Origin of the sequence: Micromonospora sp. GCM10011541, assembly GCF_042650725.1 — a bacterium.
GTDB classification, from domain to species: domain Bacteria; phylum Actinomycetota; class Actinomycetes; order Mycobacteriales; family Micromonosporaceae; genus Micromonospora; species Micromonospora sicca.
Genome location: NZ_JBHSBP010000098.1, coordinates 44,847 through 60,809 on the forward strand (window position 1 = coordinate 44,847; position 15,963 = coordinate 60,809).

14 protein-coding genes are annotated in these 15,963 nt (G+C 73.8%); 7 read left to right on the forward strand and 7 right to left on the reverse strand.

Features of this window, described 5'->3' with window-relative positions; translation table 11 throughout:
* Nucleotides 1–7 precede the first annotated feature (7 nt).
* The 4 genes from ACFOYX_RS32065 to ACFOYX_RS32080 are packed head-to-tail and all read right to left on the reverse strand — an operon-like array spanning nucleotide 8 to nucleotide 5,512.
* The gene (locus ACFOYX_RS32065) at nucleotides 8–1,219 is read right to left on the reverse strand and encodes a hypothetical protein (protein ID WP_322442612.1); all 1,212 of its coding nucleotides are present in this window, start codon (nucleotides 1,217–1,219) and stop codon (nucleotides 8–10) included.
* Nucleotides 1,219–2,706 carry an O-antigen ligase domain-containing protein gene (locus ACFOYX_RS32070; protein WP_322442611.1) on the reverse strand — a complete coding sequence of 496 codons (1,488 nt, stop codon included), beginning with the start codon at nucleotides 2,704–2,706 and terminating at the stop codon, nucleotides 1,219–1,221. The genes ACFOYX_RS32065 and ACFOYX_RS32070 overlap by 1 nt, the downstream gene beginning before the upstream one ends.
* Nucleotides 2,703–3,704: a DUF3048 domain-containing protein gene (locus ACFOYX_RS32075; RefSeq protein WP_322442610.1), complete on the reverse strand. Its 1,002-nt coding sequence runs from the start codon at nucleotides 3,702–3,704 to the stop codon at nucleotides 2,703–2,705. The genes ACFOYX_RS32070 and ACFOYX_RS32075 overlap by 4 nt, the downstream gene beginning before the upstream one ends.
* Nucleotides 3,701–5,512, reverse strand: a complete 1,812-nt coding sequence (locus ACFOYX_RS32080; protein ID WP_322442609.1) for a Wzz/FepE/Etk N-terminal domain-containing protein — start codon at nucleotides 5,510–5,512, stop codon at nucleotides 3,701–3,703. The genes ACFOYX_RS32075 and ACFOYX_RS32080 overlap by 4 nt, the downstream gene beginning before the upstream one ends.
* Before the next feature lie 498 nt (nucleotides 5,513–6,010).
* On the opposite strand from ACFOYX_RS32080, the gene ACFOYX_RS32085 reads away from it, so the two are divergent.
* Genes ACFOYX_RS32085 through ACFOYX_RS32100 form a run of 4 tightly spaced genes read left to right on the forward strand, consistent with a single transcriptional unit; the run spans nucleotide 6,011 to nucleotide 9,066 of the window.
* Nucleotides 6,011–6,487 carry a UDP-N-acetylglucosamine--LPS N-acetylglucosamine transferase gene (locus ACFOYX_RS32085; protein WP_109799803.1) on the forward strand — a complete coding sequence of 159 codons (477 nt, stop codon included), beginning with the start codon at nucleotides 6,011–6,013 and terminating at the stop codon, nucleotides 6,485–6,487.
* The gene (locus ACFOYX_RS32090; RefSeq protein ID WP_322442608.1) at nucleotides 6,484–7,068 is read left to right on the forward strand and encodes a glycosyltransferase; all 585 of its coding nucleotides are present in this window, start codon (nucleotides 6,484–6,486) and stop codon (nucleotides 7,066–7,068) included. The genes ACFOYX_RS32085 and ACFOYX_RS32090 overlap by 4 nt, the downstream gene beginning before the upstream one ends.
* Nucleotides 7,065–8,096: a sulfotransferase gene (locus tag ACFOYX_RS32095; RefSeq protein ID WP_322442607.1), complete on the forward strand. Its 1,032-nt coding sequence runs from the start codon at nucleotides 7,065–7,067 to the stop codon at nucleotides 8,094–8,096. The genes ACFOYX_RS32090 and ACFOYX_RS32095 overlap by 4 nt, the downstream gene beginning before the upstream one ends.
* A 55-nt stretch (nucleotides 8,097–8,151) precedes the next feature.
* Nucleotides 8,152–9,066 carry a glycosyltransferase family 2 protein gene (locus ACFOYX_RS32100; RefSeq protein WP_109799800.1) on the forward strand — a complete coding sequence of 305 codons (915 nt, stop codon included), beginning with the start codon at nucleotides 8,152–8,154 and terminating at the stop codon, nucleotides 9,064–9,066.
* A gap of 58 nt (nucleotides 9,067–9,124) precedes the next feature.
* Here the strand turns inward: ACFOYX_RS32100 and ACFOYX_RS32105 are convergent, their stop codons facing one another.
* The gene (locus ACFOYX_RS32105) at nucleotides 9,125–10,594 is read right to left on the reverse strand and encodes a hypothetical protein (RefSeq protein WP_322442606.1); all 1,470 of its coding nucleotides are present in this window, start codon (nucleotides 10,592–10,594) and stop codon (nucleotides 9,125–9,127) included.
* A 102-nt stretch (nucleotides 10,595–10,696) separates the two neighbouring features.
* Nucleotides 10,697–11,566 (reverse strand): 3'(2'),5'-bisphosphate nucleotidase CysQ, encoded by an 870-nt coding sequence (locus ACFOYX_RS32110; RefSeq protein ID WP_322442605.1) that lies wholly within the window; start codon nucleotides 11,564–11,566, stop codon nucleotides 10,697–10,699.
* A 205-nt stretch (nucleotides 11,567–11,771) separates the two neighbouring features.
* Here ACFOYX_RS32110 and ACFOYX_RS32115 point away from each other — a divergent pair, with 205 nt between their 5' ends.
* Both ACFOYX_RS32115 and corA read left to right on the forward strand, forming a co-directional pair.
* The gene (locus tag ACFOYX_RS32115; protein ID WP_322442604.1) at nucleotides 11,772–12,866 is read left to right on the forward strand and encodes a PLP-dependent aminotransferase family protein; all 1,095 of its coding nucleotides are present in this window, start codon (nucleotides 11,772–11,774) and stop codon (nucleotides 12,864–12,866) included.
* 518 nt (nucleotides 12,867–13,384) lie between these two features.
* Complete coding sequence (corA, locus tag ACFOYX_RS32120) at nucleotides 13,385–14,443, forward strand: magnesium/cobalt transporter CorA (RefSeq protein WP_377534680.1); 1,059 nt, start codon at nucleotides 13,385–13,387, stop codon at nucleotides 14,441–14,443.
* 76 nt (nucleotides 14,444–14,519) lie between these two features.
* On the opposite strand, the gene ACFOYX_RS32125 is transcribed toward corA, so the two are convergent.
* Entirely contained in the window at nucleotides 14,520–15,326 is an 807-nt protein-coding gene (locus tag ACFOYX_RS32125; protein WP_322442602.1) for a hypothetical protein, read from the reverse strand.
* Between the two features lie 84 nt (nucleotides 15,327–15,410).
* Here ACFOYX_RS32125 and ACFOYX_RS32130 point away from each other — a divergent pair, with 84 nt between their 5' ends.
* Nucleotides 15,411–15,941: a peptidylprolyl isomerase gene (locus tag ACFOYX_RS32130; RefSeq protein ID WP_322442601.1), complete on the forward strand. Its 531-nt coding sequence runs from the start codon at nucleotides 15,411–15,413 to the stop codon at nucleotides 15,939–15,941.
* Nucleotides 15,942–15,963: the final 22 nt, after the last annotated feature.

Consider the following 15,963-nt stretch of genomic DNA (forward strand, 5'->3'; position numbering starts at 1 on the left):
CTCACTCTCACCGGGCCCGACGGGCCAGGTGCTCCTCGACGGCCGGCAGCAGCCAGGCGTCGACGTGCCCCAGTCGCGCACCCGCCTCCGCCTGCCGGTCCCGCAGATAGCGCGTTGCCAGCTCCACCAGGTAGAGCACGGCGACCAGGTCGGCGTCCCGTCCCTCCTGGTCGAACGGCGCCAGCGTCCCCGCCGCGTCCGTGATCAGTGCCCGGGCGGCGTCGGTCGGCTCCACGCCGTCGTGCCCGATGGCGGTCTGCACCGCCCGGTGCAACGCGTCGTAGCCGACCGGCACGTCGGAGGAGAACCGCTCCCAGTCCCAGACCAGCACCCGGCCGTCGGCGAGGACGGCGCTGTTGCCGCCGTTCCAGTCGCCGTGCCAGGCGCCGAAGGCCACCGTCGGGTCGGCGTCCGCGACGCTCTTCAGCACTGCGCGCAGCCGCCCGGCCTCCGCCCGCGGGCCGAGCGCGTCGATCGCGTCGGCCAGCCGGGCCGCGTGTTCACTGCCCGCGTACGACCGGCGGCGTACGCCCAGGCAGCCGGCGACCGCCACCATCGCCGCCCGCTCGCCCGCTGCGGCGGCGGCCGGCGTGGCCCGGGGCAGTCGCACCGGCAGGGCCTCCTGCACGAGCAGCGCGTGGCCGTGCCACTCGGTGTGGTGCAGCACGCCGGCCACGGTCACCGGGCCCAGCGGCAGGTCGGCGAGCCGGCGCAGCGCGGCGGCCTCCACGTCGATCAGGGTCCGGGTGAGCGGGTCGACGCCCAGCTTGGCGTACCCGAGCGCCCGCCCGTCCGGGCCGAGCAGCTGGAGCACGGGCTTGCGGTTGGCCCGCGCCGGCCCGATGTGCATGCTGACCAGCGACCGGGTGCCCAGCACCTCGGCCAGGTACGCGTCGAGCGTGCCGGCGGCGGAGCGCACCACCAGCCGGTCGCGGAACACCAGCGGCCCCAGCCCGAGCCGGAACGCGGTGGCCAGCCCCTGCCGGACCAGCTTCGCCTTCCGGCCGACCGCCTCGGTGGAGTGCCGGACGGCGCTCGCCGCGGCCCGGGGCGACCCGGTGGGCACCAGCAGCCGCGGGCGGGCCGCCGAGGGCACCACCACCCAGCCCCGGCCGCCCCGGCGCAGCGTCGGTTCGGCGGGTGCGGGCCAGATCAGTTCCGCCAGTTCGGCCAGGTACGCGGAGCGGCCGTCGCCGTCCGGGGGAACACGGAACACCATCAACGGTCACCGGCTGCTTCGATTCGGGCCCGCAGCCCACCCACGGTGCTCCTGGGCGGTGCCGGCGCGACGGCCCGGCGCAGCCGGTCGTTGCGGGCGAGCAGGGCGACCGAGGTCAGGCCGTAGGCGAGGGTGGCTTCCAGCGCACCGTAGGTGAACTGGAAGAAGAGCATCAGGATCACCACCAGGCTGCCGGCGATGCCGATCGCGCTGTGGTCGTGCCGGAACCGCCAGAGGCAGTAGAGGAAGAACGCGCTGTAGCAGAACGCCCCGACGTACCCCTGGCCGACCAGCAGGGCCCAGAGCTGGCCGTTGCTGCCCAGCTCCCGGTTGCCGCACTGCTTGCAGTCGTCGGACTTGCCGATCGCGATCGACCGGTTGCTGCCGATCAGCGCCCGGTTGCCGCCGTACCCCAGGACGGGCGAGTGGTTCGCGGCGGCGATCGCGCCCTCGGAGAGGGTGGTGCGGATGTCGTCGCTGTGCCCGTTCTGCAGGCGTTCGTCGAACGTCCGGCCGAGGGGGGTGGCGATGACCAGGATGCCGATCAGCCCGACCGCGAGGGCCAGCCCGCCGAGCACCGCCATCCGGCCGCGCAGCGCCAGCCGGATCGCGACGTAGACCGCGGAGATGCCCAGGCCGATCCAGAGGCCCCGGTTGAGCGAGTAGATGATCGGGAAGACCGCCGCCAGCGCGATCGCGATGCCGAGCAGCCGGCGCACCGGCCGGCCCAGCACCACCCACCCGACCAGCAGCCAGATCAGCAGGATCGCGGTGTTCTCGCCCCACGAGTTGGTGTACTCGAACGGTGCGGAGGGGCGCGGCGAGCTGGCCTCGCCCGCCAGCACCTGCTGGACCTGGGCGAACTCCACCTGCATCAGCGAGGCGACGAAGGGCTGGCTGGCGATGGAGTGCGGCAGCACGAAGTGCAGCGGCGCGACGAAGCTGAAGGTGGGGAAGAGAGAGCCGAGGTAACCGCCGATCACGACGACGACGGCCATGAAGCCGAAGAGCCGGACCACCCGTCGCTGGGGCAGCTCCCGTTCGCGCAGGTTGAGCACGTAGAGCATGACCACGGTCATGGCGAGGTAGTTGGCCAGCCGGATGCCCCAGCCGATGTAGCGGCCGTCGCCGGACGCGGGGAGCGTGTTGGGTGCGGTGAGGTCGAGCATCAGCGCCGACAGCAGCACCCAGAGCAGCAGCACGAGCCAGAGCCCGAACCCGGGCGGCACCAGTACCGGACCGCGGCGGCGCAGCTGCACCAGCATCGGCACGGCGAAGATGACGAAGACGAACGACGACACCCCGAGCGCCCACCAGAGCGGGTAGAGCACGAAGAGCGCACTCAGCGGCCACCCCGCCGGCAACCGCAGCGACCAGGCCCGTGGTTGGACCGGCACCGGCGCGAGCCGGGCCGCACCGGGCTGGGGGCGCTGCCCACCGGCCGGGGCCGACCCGCGGGCGGGGCGGTGCGGGGTGACCGTACTCATCTCACGGTGACCTTGGCGGTGGTCGGCGCGTAGATCACCCAGGCGTTGCCCGCCTGCGGGTGCAGCAGGTCGCCGCCCAGGTCGGCGACGTTGCAGACCAACTGCTGGCCGGGCTTGCGCCAGGCGCCCTTGGCGCTCGACGGGCCGGAGACCGCGACGACCGCGCCCTCGCCGAAGACATTGGCCGAGGGCAGCGAGCGCGGCGACGGGTGCCGGACGTCCAGCGTCCGGTACTCCATGGTCAGCACGATCACCGATGCGGCGGTGACGGTGGTGGTGCCGACCTTGCCCACCCAGAGGGACTTCTGCTCGTCGTACCGCCAGACCATCGGCGGTCCGCCGGAGACCGTGACGGTCAGCTCCCGGGCCGGGGTGAGGTCGCGGGCGGCCAGGGCGGTGCCGGCGGTCGCGTAGTCGAAGACCGGCGTGGGCGGCTGGCCGCCCTTCGGCGCGGCCTTCCGGAGCGCGGCGGTGGAGGTGTAGTCCGAGGTGAAGACCTTGTCGCCGTCGTCGGCCGGGGTGACCCCGGTGAGCCCGGACTTCTCGAACTGACTGAGGAAGCCGGTCGGCCCGCCGTCGTGGCCGACGAAGGGCCGCAGCACGCCGACGGACCGGATGTCGACCGGGCGGATCTCGGTGACCGGGCCGACCTTGGCGGCGTCCCGGGACTGGAACACCGCCGTCAGGTGCAGGGAGTCGGACTCGGCGAACTCGACGTACACCAGGTCGGCCGAGCCGAGGCCGGCCGGCGCGCTGGACGGGGTGACCCGGATCGGCACGGCGACCGCCTGCCGGGCGGCCACCGGCGCGGCGCTGACCGGCAGGCCCGTCAGCGGGGCCGGCGGCTGGCTCGGGGTCGGGCTCGGGGCGGGCGTCGCCGCCGCGCCCGGATCGACCACATCTATGCTGCCGGCGGGCTGGGGTTCGCTGCACGCCGTGCCGAAGCCGACCACGAGGGCCGGGGCGAGGGCGGCGCGGAGCATCTGCCGGCGGTTCACCCCAGGTCCTCGCCGGAGTCCAGGGCGTAGCTGCCGCGGCCCGGGCCGTCCGTTCCCGGGCCGTCACCCCGCGACCGGTAGGTGCTGCCGTGCCCGTTGCCGGTCACCGGCAGCGGACCGCCCGCATTCGTCGGCTTGGCCGACCCGGACGCGCCGCCCGACGCGCCCGACGCGGACGGCTTCATCCGGGGCAGCACCATGGTCGATTCCACCGACATCGCGCCGGCGGAGGGGCCGGGGCCCGGCCGCGGCTTGGGCCGGTTGGCCGGGATCGCCGGCTTGCCGGCCGGGCCGCCGCCGGCCGGTGCGGGCAGGCGCGGGGCGAGCACGGCGCCGATGACCGGGGCGTCGACCTGCTCGAACTGGCGCAGCGCGGCGGTCAGCTCGCCGCTGCGGGTGCGTCCCGCCTCCGCCACCATGATCACCGCGTCGACGTGCCGGCCCAACGCCTGCGCCTCGACCGCGAGGGTCGGCTGCGCGGTCTCGATCAGCACGTGGTCGAAGCGGGCCGCCAGCTCGGCCAGGATCTCCAGCAGCGCCGCCACCGGCAGCTCGACGTCCGCGTCGAGGTCGCCGGGGACCAGCACCCGCAGCTGGCCCAGCCCGGGGACCGGGGCCAGCGCCTTCAGCGCCGGGACGTCCCGGCGGAGCACCGCGGCCAGGCTGTGCCGGCCCTCGGCGACCCCGGTGATCGCGGTCAGGGCCGAGTCCGGCTTGGTGGTGATCAGGGCGACTTGCTGGCCGGTACGGGCGTACGCGGCGGCCAGGTTCGCGGCGACGAAACCGGCGGCCGTGCCGGCCGAGCCGTCGCAGAGCAGGAGCTGACGCCCCCGGCCCGCCTGGGCGGGTTCGGGCACCGCGGAGAGCAGCACGTTGCGCAGCCGGCCCAGCTCGCGGGAGATCTTGTGGGTCGCCGGCAGCACCGCCAGCGCCGAGGTGCGCGGCGGAAGCTCCAGCAGCAGCGGCAGCCCGACCCGGTCGGAGATGTCCCGGCCGCGGCGGACCCGGGTGTCGAGCCGGTCCAGCGCCAGCGCCAGCACGATGCCGAGCAGCAGCCCGGCGCCCATGCCGCTGGCCAGGTTCAGCGTCCGGTTCGGCGAGCTGGGGCTGGTCGGCAGCCGGGCGTCGGAGATGATCTCGCCTGGGTCGGTGTCGGCGGAGAGCAGCGGGCTGAGCCGGTTGTTCAGCGAGGCGAGCTGGTTGGTCAGCACGCTCCGGTCGGCCTCGGCCCGCTCCCGCTCGACCGAGTTGGCCGGCGCCGCCGCGATCCGCCCGGCGACCGTGCCGAGCTGCTTGGTGACGTCCGTGATCTGCTGCTTCAGCGAGGTGGTCTCGTTGTCGAGGCTCTTCTGGGCGGTGGCCTTGCGCAGGTCCAGGTACGCCTGCGCGAAGGCGTGCGACCCGGCCTGGGCCTGGGCTGGGCTGTCCGCCTCGTACGCCACCTGGAGGACCTGGCTGTTCGGCGGCACGGTGACCGTCGCCGACTGGAGCAGCTGGTCGGCCGGGGTCGTGCTCTTCATCAGCGTGCGCGCCCGGTCCGCGACGACGAGCGAGCGGACCACCTGCGCCTCGGTGTCGAGGTTCACCTTGGCGTTCGGGTTGCTGTCCGCGCCGGCACCCAGCGGGCGCACCAGCAGCGAGGTGGTCGACGTGTACCGCGCGTGCTGGAACTGGCTCACCGCCAGGCCGCCGGCCGTGCCGAGGACCGCCGCGAGGAGCAGGATCCACCAGCGGCGGCGGAGCCAGCCCAGGTAGGCCATCAGGACGGGCCCGTCGGAATCGCTCTCGGCCAGGTGGGGTGAGGGCATCAGAGTGTGTCGCTCCCTTTCGACCGAGCCGGGCAGTCCACGGCGCAGCTGGACCGGACCGTGGCTTTGAGTGTCCCCGATCCGAACGATGAGGGAAAGTCTGCTCGCGTCCCGGTAAGCATGCCCAGGTGTAGGTGGACCGCGTAGATGTGGCCGACCCCGCCTGACCATTCGGCGGGGTTCCGCGCTCCCCGCCGACCCGCACCGGTCACGGCGTCCACGTCGACGCCTCGCCTGGAGCGGGTGACGGAATCCTGACACACTCCCGACCGGTCGTGGTGCGGTGGCCCCGGACCACGCCTGACCTCGCCCTCGGCCGGGGTCGGCGGCGGCCCCGGCCGAGGGCGCGCCGGTCCGCCGGACGCGCGCCGGACCGGTGGTGCCGGATCGGTCCAACGGCCACTTCAGTTGTCCACCCCCGCGCCGATAGGTTGTCATGGCGCGTCCGAGGGTCAGTCACCGAAATCCGGGCGCGGTGGCACCGGACGGGGAGGAACGTTGGTAGGCGGGTCAACCGAGGGCGCGGGTCAGGTCCTGCTCGTCGGGTCCAGTGGCGGGCATCTCGCCCAGCTGCTGGCCCTGGAGCCGTGGTACCGGGACCGGCCGCGCGCCTGGGTCACCTTCGACACCCCGGACGCCCGATCGCTGCTCGACGGCGAGGACGTCGTGTGGGCCCATCACCCCACCACCCGGAACGTGCGGAACCTGGTCCGCAACGCCTTCCTGGCGCTGCGCGTGATGCGCCGTCGCCCGGTCGACGCGGTGGTCACCACCGGCGCCGGGGTGGCCCTGCCGTTCGTCGTCGCGGCCCGGCTGCGGCGCATCCCGACGGTGTACATCGAGGTCTACGACCGGATCGACAGCGCGACGCTGACCGCCCGGCTCTGCCGACCCTTCCTCTCCGCGATGCTCGTCCAGTGGGAGGAGCAGCGCCGGATGTACCCGGAGGCGACCGTCGTGGGGAACCTGCTGTGACCGCCTACATTCCCCGGCAGCGCGACGGCCGCGGTTCGGCGCCGTACGTGCTGGCCGTGGTGGGCACCGACGTGCACCGGTTCGACCGACTGGTGGACTGGCTGGAGCGCTGGCACGCCGACCACGCCGAGGTCCGGCTCGTCCTCCAGTACGGCCACAGCCGCGCCCCGCGGCTGCCCGGCGCCGCGCCGTTCCTCGGCCACGAGGAACTCCAACGGGCGATGGCCGAGGCCACGCTCGTGCTGAGTCACGGCGGCCCGGCCACCATCACCGAGGCGCGGCGCACCGGTCACCTGCCGATCGTGGTGCCCCGGGATCCGACGCACGACGAGCACGTGGACAACCACCAGCAGCTCTTCGCGCGCCGGCTCGGCGCGGCCGGCCTGGTCCGGCTCTGCGAGTCCGAGGCCGAGCTGGTCGCCGCCCTCGACGAGGGGCTCGCCGACCCGTCCCGGTTCGTCCTGGCAGCGGACCCGGACCGGCCGGATCCGCGCGCCGAGGCGGTGGCCCGGGTCGGCCGGGTCGTCGACGACCTGGTGGCGCGGCGGGTCCGCCAGCGCATCGGTGGGCGGCGCCCGTGAACGGGGACGGAACGGCGGCCGACCTGCCCCGGGTGCTCTTCGTCGGCGGCCTCGGCCGCAGCGGCTCCACCCTGCTGGAACTGCTGCTCGCGCAGAGCCCGGACGTGTGCGCGGTGGGGGAGGTGGTCCACCTCTGGGAGCGGGCGCTCGGCGCCGACGAGCGGTGCGGGTGCGGCGAACGCTTCACCGCCTGCCCGTTCTGGCGGCAGGTCGGCGAGCACGCCTTCGGCGGCTGGTCGACCGTCGACCGGGACGAGGTGCTGGCGCTCAAGGACCGGGTCGACCGGACCCGGCACATCCCCCGCCTGGCCAGGGCCTCGCTCGCCCCGGCGGAGCTCGCCGACGTCCGCCGGTACGCCGACCTCTACACCCGCATCTACCGGGCGGCGACCAAGGTGACCGGCGCCCGGGTGGTGGTGGACTCCAGCAAGCACGCCTCGCTGGCGTTCGCGCTGCGCTGGGCCGAGGGCCTCGACCTGCGGGTGCTGCACCTGGTCCGGGACAGCCGGGCGGTGGCGTACTCCTGGGGCAAGCAGGTGCGCCGCCCCGAGGTGGTCGACGGCGAGGACTTCATGCCGACGTTCTCGCCGTTCGAGGTGAGCAAGCTGTGGACCGCCCAGAACGCGGCGTTCCACCTGCTCGCATCCCGGGCGTCGGTGCTCCGGCTGCGGTACGAGGACTTCACCGCCGACCCGGCCGGCACCGTCCGCCGGCTCCGCGAGTTCGCCGGCCTGCCGGACGACCCGGCGGCGCTGCGCATCCTCACCGGCGACGACTCCCGCTCGGCGCGACCGGCGCCGGGCGGCGACCCGGAGCCGTCGCCGCCCGCATCGCCGGTCCGGGTGCACAGCGTCGCCGGCAACCCGCTGCGGTTCAGCGGCGGCCCGCTGCAGGTGCGCCGGGACGAGGCGTGGCGCAGCCGGCTGCCCCGCCGCAGCCGGGCCGTGGTCAGCCTGGCCACCCTGCCCTTCCGAGTCCGCTACGGCTATCTGGGCCAGCGGGGCTCCGATTCCGTGGAGACATCGTGAGCGCGAGGAGTGAGCCGGGCTTGCGAGCCCCGCAGTCGCGAACAGTGGAGGCACAGTGACCGGTCCGAGCATTTCCGTCGTCGTGCCGACGCGGGACCGTCCCGAGCTGCTGCGCGCGGCACTCGACGCGATCCTCAGCCAGGCGCACCCGGGCCCGATCGAGGCGGTCGTGGTCTACGACCAGTCCGAGCCGGACCGGTCGCTGGAGATGGACCGGGGCGACCGTCGGGTGCGGGTCATCACCAACACCCGTACGCCCGGGCTGGCCGGCGCGCGGAACACCGGGATCGAGGCGGCCACCGGCGACCTGGTCGCGTTCTGCGACGACGACGACGAGTGGCTGCCGGGGAAGCTCGCCGCCCAGCTCGGCGCGCTCGACGTCCACCCCGACGGGGCGCTGGTGAGCTGCGGCATCCGGGTCAGCTACGACGACCGGACGGTGGACCGGTCGCTGGACCGGCCCCGGGTGTCGCTGGAGGCGCTGCTGCGCGACCGGCTCACCGAGCTGCACCCGTCGACCTTCCTGATCCGGCGGGCCGCCCTGCTCGACGGGATCGGCCTGGTCGACGAGCAGATCCCGGGCAGCTACGCGGAGGACTACGAGTTCCTGCTCCGGGCCGCCCGGTACGCCCCGCTGGTCAACGTGGACAGTCCGTACGTGCTGGTCCGGTGGCACAAGCGGTCGTACTTCGCGCAGCGGTGGGAGACGATCTCGACGGCGTTGCAGTGGCTGCTGCAGCGCTATCCCGAGTTCGCCACCGTGCCGCACGGCGAGGCCCGGGTGGCCGGCCAGATCGCCTTCGCGCAGGCCGCGATGGGCAACCGGCGGGACGCCGTCCGGTGGGCGCGGCGCACGCTGGCCCGCAACCCGAAGGAGCCGCGCGCCTACCTGGCGCTGGCGGTGGCGACCCGGGCGGTGCACGCCGACCGGGTGCTGCGCACGCTGCACAAGCGCGGCCGGGGCATCTGAGCGGAACGCGACGGGCGGGTGACCAACCGGTCACCCGCCCGTTTTCGTCGCTGCCGGCTCAGGCCACGCAGAACGACCGCCACGCCTGGATGCTCGGCGAGTCCCGCAGGCGGAAGTCGCCCTGGCTGACCACCTGGTTGTAGTACGCCACGAACTCCGGCCGCTGGCCGTTGAGGTAGCCGGCCATGGACCGGATCCACGTGGCCCGCCCCGTGCCGGAGTCGCCGGGCACCAGGTCACTGCCGGTCTCCGCCACGCCCCAGGGCTTGCCCAGCTCCCGGGACTTGCTGATCATTCGGCCGTAGATCTCCTGCGGGGACGCGTACCGCTTCCACTTCGCGCCCCAGTTGTAACAGTCCCAGCCGAGCGTCTCGACCAGGTCGCCGCCGGGGTAGAAGGCGTCGAAGTTCCGCCCGGACTTGGGGTCGAGCGTCCAGCACATCAGGATGATCGTGTTGATCAGCTTCGGGTTGTCCGCCCGGTCGGCCAGCCCGGCGATCCGGCGCCAGGCTGCCTTGTAGGCGGCCGGCGTGAAGGCGCCCCGCTCGACGTCGTCCTCCGGCTCGTGGAAGTACGACCAGTACACGTTGTGGTCGCGGGGGATCGAGGCGAACCAGGACGCCAGCCGGGAGTCGTACTTCCCGCTGTTGACCTCCTGGGGGGCGGCCTTGAAGGAGACCACGACCGTCCGGTCGACGACGTCGGCCCGGCTGCCGTTCCAGGCCGGCGGGAGCCCGGGGTAGAAGACCCGGGCCATCCGGAGCCTGCCGAAGGTCCGGTCGGACCGGGAGAGTGCCTGGCCGAACGTCTCGCCACTCTGTACCGCGATCGACGCGCCCGGCAGGGTCAGGCGGGTGCCGGCGAAGGCCGGGCCGCGCCCGGCGGCCGAGGAGGACGGCGAGGCGCTGGCCGGTCGGCCGCCGAGCCCGGCCACCCCGCTCGGGGTGGCCGAGGGCGCGGCACTCCCGGTCGCGGGTGCCCCGGTCGGTGCGGGACTCGGTTGGTTCGGGCCCGCCTGCGGCGACCGGTCCGGCTCGCGCAACGTCGCCACGGCCACGCCGCCGCTCGCCAGGGCGAGGGTCACGGCCGCCGCGACGGCCAACCGCCAGCGACGGCGGGGGAAGCCGGGCGGGGCGGGGGGCGGCGCCGCACCGGGCGACCGCTGATCCGGACCGCCCGCCACCGGCGGGACGGACCCGGTGTCGCCCGGCCACGCGGGGTCCGCGGCGGTCTCCACCGGCGGGTATCCGGGGTCCGCCCACCGCGGCTCCGGACCGGCCTGGTCCGGGTGGTCGGTGTCCGGCCACGCCTGCTCGGGGCGGACGTCGGTGGCGACGGGGTGGCCGGCCGGTTCCCCGGCACCGGGCCAGGGCAGCGCCGACCGGGTGCCGTGCGGCCGTGCCGGGCCACCGGAGTCCGGCCACGGCAGGGCCCGGTCGCCCTGCTGGCGGGGGATGTCCTGGCCCGGCCAGAGGCCGGTCGGCTGGGACGATCCGACGACGCTGTGCTGGTCTCGCTCGGCCGGCATGACCCTCCCTGGCTGGCGGCGGCCCGTCACGGGGCGATAGGTCGGAGATGCTTCCCGCCCGACACTATCCCCCGGTCACCTGGGCCATGGGTACCGTGACACTCAGCCGAACGCCTTACCGGCACTGCCGGTGACGGTCGAAGCGGGCATCTCGACCCCGGTACGGGCGATCGCGTCGAGCAGCCGTTCGGCGAGTTCGGGCCGGCAGACCAGCAGGTCGGGCAGGCGCGGGTCGGCCCGGTTGTAGCGCAGCGGCGAGCCGTCGATCCGGGACGCGTGCATCCCGGCGCCGAGCGCCACGGCGACCGGGGCGGCGGAGTCCCACTCGTACTGGCCGCCCGCGTGGACGTACGCGTCGACCTCGCCGGTCACCACCGCGCAGACCTTGACCCCGGCGGAGCCCATCGGCACGGCGCGGGCGTCGAGCAGGTCGACGAGTTCACCGACGAAGGCCGGCGGCCGGCTCCGGCTCACCGCGATGCGCGGCGGAGCGTCCACCGCCGGCGGGGTCGGGCAGCGATTGCCGAGGACCAGCGGCCCACCGTCCAGGGTGGTCCGCGCCGGCATGCCGACCGCCCCGGCGACCAGCCCGCCGTCCGGGCCCGCCGACCGCTGCCAGAGGGCGACGTGCACCGCCCAGTCGGTCCGGCCGGCCTCGGAGAACTCCCGGGTGCCGTCCAGCGGGTCGATGATCCAGACCCGGTCGGCGCTGAGCCGGGCCGGCCCCTCCCCGGCCGTCCAGGCCCGCCGGGCGTCGGCCTCCTCCTCGGAGAGGACCGCGTCCGCGGGTCGCCACCGCGCCAGCGCGGTCGTCATCAACTCGTGCGAGGCCCGGTCACCGGCGTCCTTGAGGGCGGCCGGGTCCGCGAAGCCGCGCTGGGCCCGCAGCGGGGTCAGCGTCTCGCCCGCCCGCTCGGCCAGCCATTCCGCGAAGGCCTGGTCGTCGAGCTGACCGGTTCCGTCCTGGGTCACGCGCCCACCACCTCGTCCTGGTCCGACAGCGACCTGCAATGCTCCGGCCGCCCTGCGATCGGAGCCAGCGTACGGTCCGATGGGCGACAGCTCGCGAGCCGGTTTCGGATCTCCGTCGACCCAGGTGGACGGCTCGACTGCCCGCATACTGAACTTCGCGTGTATGGCGGTCGGACCGGCCGGACCAGGCCCTAGGCTCGTGCGCATGACCGCCGAGCAGCTGATCTCCTTCGCCCGTGGCGCTCCCTCACTGGACATCGTCGATGTCGAGGGGCTCAAGGCCGCCGCCGTCCGCGCCTTCGACGCCGACCCCGCCGGGATCACGGCGTACGGCACCTCCGTCGGTTACCCGCCCCTGCGCAAGTGGATCGCGGAGAAGCACGGCGTCGAGGCCGACCAGGTGCTGATCACCAACGGCTCGTTGCAGGCCGACGCCTTCCTCTTCGACCACCTGGTCCGGCGGGGCGACGCGGTGGTGGTCGAGCGTCCGACGTACGACCGGACGCTGCTCAACCTGCAGCAGATGGGCGGGGAGATCCACGGCGTGACGATCCAGCCGGACGGCCTGGACACCGCCGAGCTGCGCAAGCTGCTTGAGTCCGGGGTGCGGCCGCGGCTGGCGCACGTCATCCCGAACTACCAGAATCCGGCCGGCGTGACGCTGTCCCTGGAGAAGCGCCGGGAGCTGCTCGACCTGGCCGCCGAGTACGGGTTCACGATCTTCGAGGACGACCCGTACGCGGACATCCGGTTCCGGGGCGAGCCGCTGCCGTCGATGCTCTCCATGGACAGCCGCGGGGTGGTGGTGCACGCCTCCAGCTTCACGAAGACGGTCTGCCCGGGCGTCCGGGTCGGCTACCTGATCGGGCCGGCCGAGTTGATCGCCGCCATCGCGAAGAAGGCGACCAGCCTCTACATCTCGCCCGGCATGATCTCCGAGGCGATCGTGCACCAGTTCTGCGTCTCCGGGGACATCGAGCGCTCGATCGGGAAGGTGTCGACCGCGCTCGGCGAGCGGGCCCAAGTGCTCGCCGAGTCGCTGCGCCGGCACATCCCCGAGGCCCGGTTCGTCGAGCCGGACGGCGGCTACTTCCTCTGGGTGGAGCTGCCGGAGGACGTCGAGGTGGACCGGTTGGGGCCGGCCGCGGCCGAGCGGGGCGTGGCGGTGGTGAAGGGGAGCGACTTCGTGCTCGACGGTGGCCGGCACGCGCTGCGGCTGGCCTTCTCCGCGGTGACCGTGGACCGGATCGACGAGGGTGTGCGCCGGCTGGCGGAGGCGATGGAAGCCGTTCGCGCCTGATTTTCTGTCGGGTTCCCGACAGTTGGGGAATACCGGCGGGCTCGGGTCTCGCCCTGGGCCGGCCGGCGGCCCACAATGCTGCGAGCGTCGTTCACCTCTTCGGGTGGTCGGTCCGACGTCCGGGAAGCGGCACCCCCGCCCCGCCCGGGCCGCCGACGCGCGCAGCACAACTCCCGCCCCCAAAGGTGCCGGGTGGGCCGTGTCGCCCCTCACCCCCCTGACGCGGCCGGCCCACCCGGCGCCCCACCCACGCCGGTCGGTCACCGGGTCGCGCCGCGCCCCGAACCGGACGCGGCGGCCGGGTGCGCCGTGAGCCGGATCGCAGTCCGTCGGCCCCGGCCCGCCTGGGCGGCCCTTCACCGTGCGGCGGATCGCCGACGGCGGCGTAACCTGCAAGCCGCAGCAGCACCGGTGGGAGGGGGCGAGGGATGACCGACCCGATCGAGCGTGGCCGACCGACGGCGCAGAACGGCGGCCGGGTGCTCAGGCCGCGCGCCTGGGCCGCGCCGGTACGCGCGATGACCCGCATGCTCAACGCCGACGGCTCCCCCCGTACCGCCGAACCGGCCGGACCCGGCCGCAGCGGGATCGTGGACTGCGGCCTCTACGTCGACGGCGAGCGGCAGCCCGGCGAGTGGAACTACGCCGACGCCCTGGCGGCGGCCCGCCGGGAGCGGCACGGGTTCGTCTGGCTGGGGCTGCACGAGCCCGAACTGGACGAGATGACGGCCATCGCCGCCACCTTCGGGCTGCACGAGCTGGCGGTCGAGGACGCGGTCAAGGCCCAGCAGCGCCCCAAGCTGGAGCGCTTCGGCGAGGTCACCTTCCTGGTGCTGCGGACCGCCCGGTACTGCGAGCACACCGAGCTGACCGAGAACTCAGAGGTGGTCGAGACCGGTCAGGTGATGCTCTTCATCGGGCCGAACTTCCTGATCAGCGTCCGGCACGGCGACGCCTGCCGGCTCGCCCCGGTCCGGGCCGACCTGGAGGCGAAGCGGGACCTGCTGCTGCACGGGCCGTGGGCGGTCGCGTACGCGATCACCGACCGGGTGGTGGACCTCTACCTGGAGGTGGCCGACCAGCTCGAGGACGACCTGGACGTGCTGGAGGCGGACGTCTTCGACGGGCAGGGCACCGGGCGGATCCAGCGGATCTACCAGATGAAGCGGGAGCTGGTGGAGTTCAAGCGGGCGGTGATGCCGTTGCAGCGTCCGCTGCTCACCCTCACCTCCCAGGTCAACCGGGAGGTGCCGCAGGAGGTGCGGCGCTACTTCCGGGACGTGCAGGACCACCTCAGCCGCACGGTCGAGCAGGTGAACTCCTACGACGACCTGCTCAACTCGATCCTCCAGGCGCGGCTGGCCCAGGTCACCGTCGACCAGAACAACGACATGCGCAAGATCGCCGCGTGGGCCGCGATCGGCGCGGTGTGGACCGCGATCGCCGGCATCTACGGCATGAACTTCAAGTACATGCCCGAGCTGGGATGGACGTACGGCTATCCGGGGGTCTGGGCGCTGATGCTGGCGTCGTCGTTCACGCTGTACCGGTTGTTCCGCCGCAACGGCTGGCTCTGACGGCCGGCGGCCGGCAAGCGGAAGCGCCGGCCACGCGGGGTGATCCCGCGCGCCGGCGCTTTCCGTGACCCCGCGGTCAGCGGCGACCGCTGGTCTTGGCGGTGTTCTTCCCGTTGTTAATGGCCTTGGTGACGTCGTCGGCGGGCCGGCCGGAGACGTCCCGGGCGCCCTCGGCGACCGAGGGGACCTGGTCGGTCGGCTGGATCACCGGCGGGGGGCCGGGGGTGGTGGTGGAGGCGCTCTCGCCCTTCGCCACCGTCGAGCTGCCGGCGCCCGTCGCCGAGGCGTCGGTCACCTTGGCGCTGGGGTCCGGGGTCTCCACCACGATGGTGTCCACGTCCTCCCGCATCGGGTCCAGCTTGCCGGTCGGGTCGTACTCGGCCCACTCCTGCTGCTCCCGGCGGCGGCGCATGGCCATCGCGCCGGCCAGGCCGGCGACGGTGCCGGCGGCCAACAGCCCGGTCATCATGCCGCCCCGGGACTTCTTCTGCTTCTTCTTCGCGGCCTTCATGTTCTTCGCCTTCACCTTCTTGCTCACCGCGACCTGCTTGGCGGCGGCGGCCCTCCTGCCGGCGACGGCCTTCCCCGCCGTCTCGGCCTGCGCGTTGCGCACGGCCAGGACCAGCGGCGCGAGCGCCGCGACCGTCGAGGCGAGACCACTCGACGCGCGGTCCCGCACGATGACCGCGGTGGGCGCGACGGCACCCCGGGCTGCCTGGACCCGCGGGCCGACCGTGGCGCCGGCACCCTTCGCCGCGTACGTGGCAGCCTGCCTCAGGTGACCGATGCCCTGGTTCAGCTCGGCCTTGGCCAGCTGCCCCTGGGTCTTTCGTCGCCCGATTCCAAACACGGTCCCACCTCCTGGGAGTTGTTCCTCCGTCATCCTCCACCTTCGGATGCCTCCGCACTGCCAGATCGGGCACATGGGAGGATCCGCATGGAACTGACCAACGAGTGAGGAGTACCCGTGGCCGAGGCTGTCTACGCCACCTTGCACACCAACGCTGGCCCGATCCGGCTGGAGCTCTTCCCGAACCACGCGCCGAAGACCGTCCGCAACTTCGTCGACCTGGCCGAGGGCAACCGTGAGTACACCGATCCGCGTACCGGCCAGCCGGGCAGCGGGCCGTACTACGACGGCACCATCTCGCACCGCGTGATCAGCGGTTTCATGGTCCAGATGGGTGACCCGACCGGCACCGGTCGCGGTGGCCCGGGCTACACGTTCGCCGACGAGTTCCACCCGGAGCTGCGCTTCGACCGGCCGTACCTGCTCGCGATGGCGAACGCCGGGCCGGGCACCAACGGCTCGCAGTTCTTCCTCACGGTCTCGCCGACGCCGCACCTGAACAACCGGCACACCATCTTCGGTCAGGTGGCGGACGAGCAGTCGGCGAAGGTCGTGGACTCGATCGCGAACACCCCGACCGGCCCGAGCGACCGGCCGCTGCAGGACGTGGTCATCGAGCGCGTCGAGATCGAGCGCAAGCCGTCCTGAGCACCACCCGGGTACCTTTGCC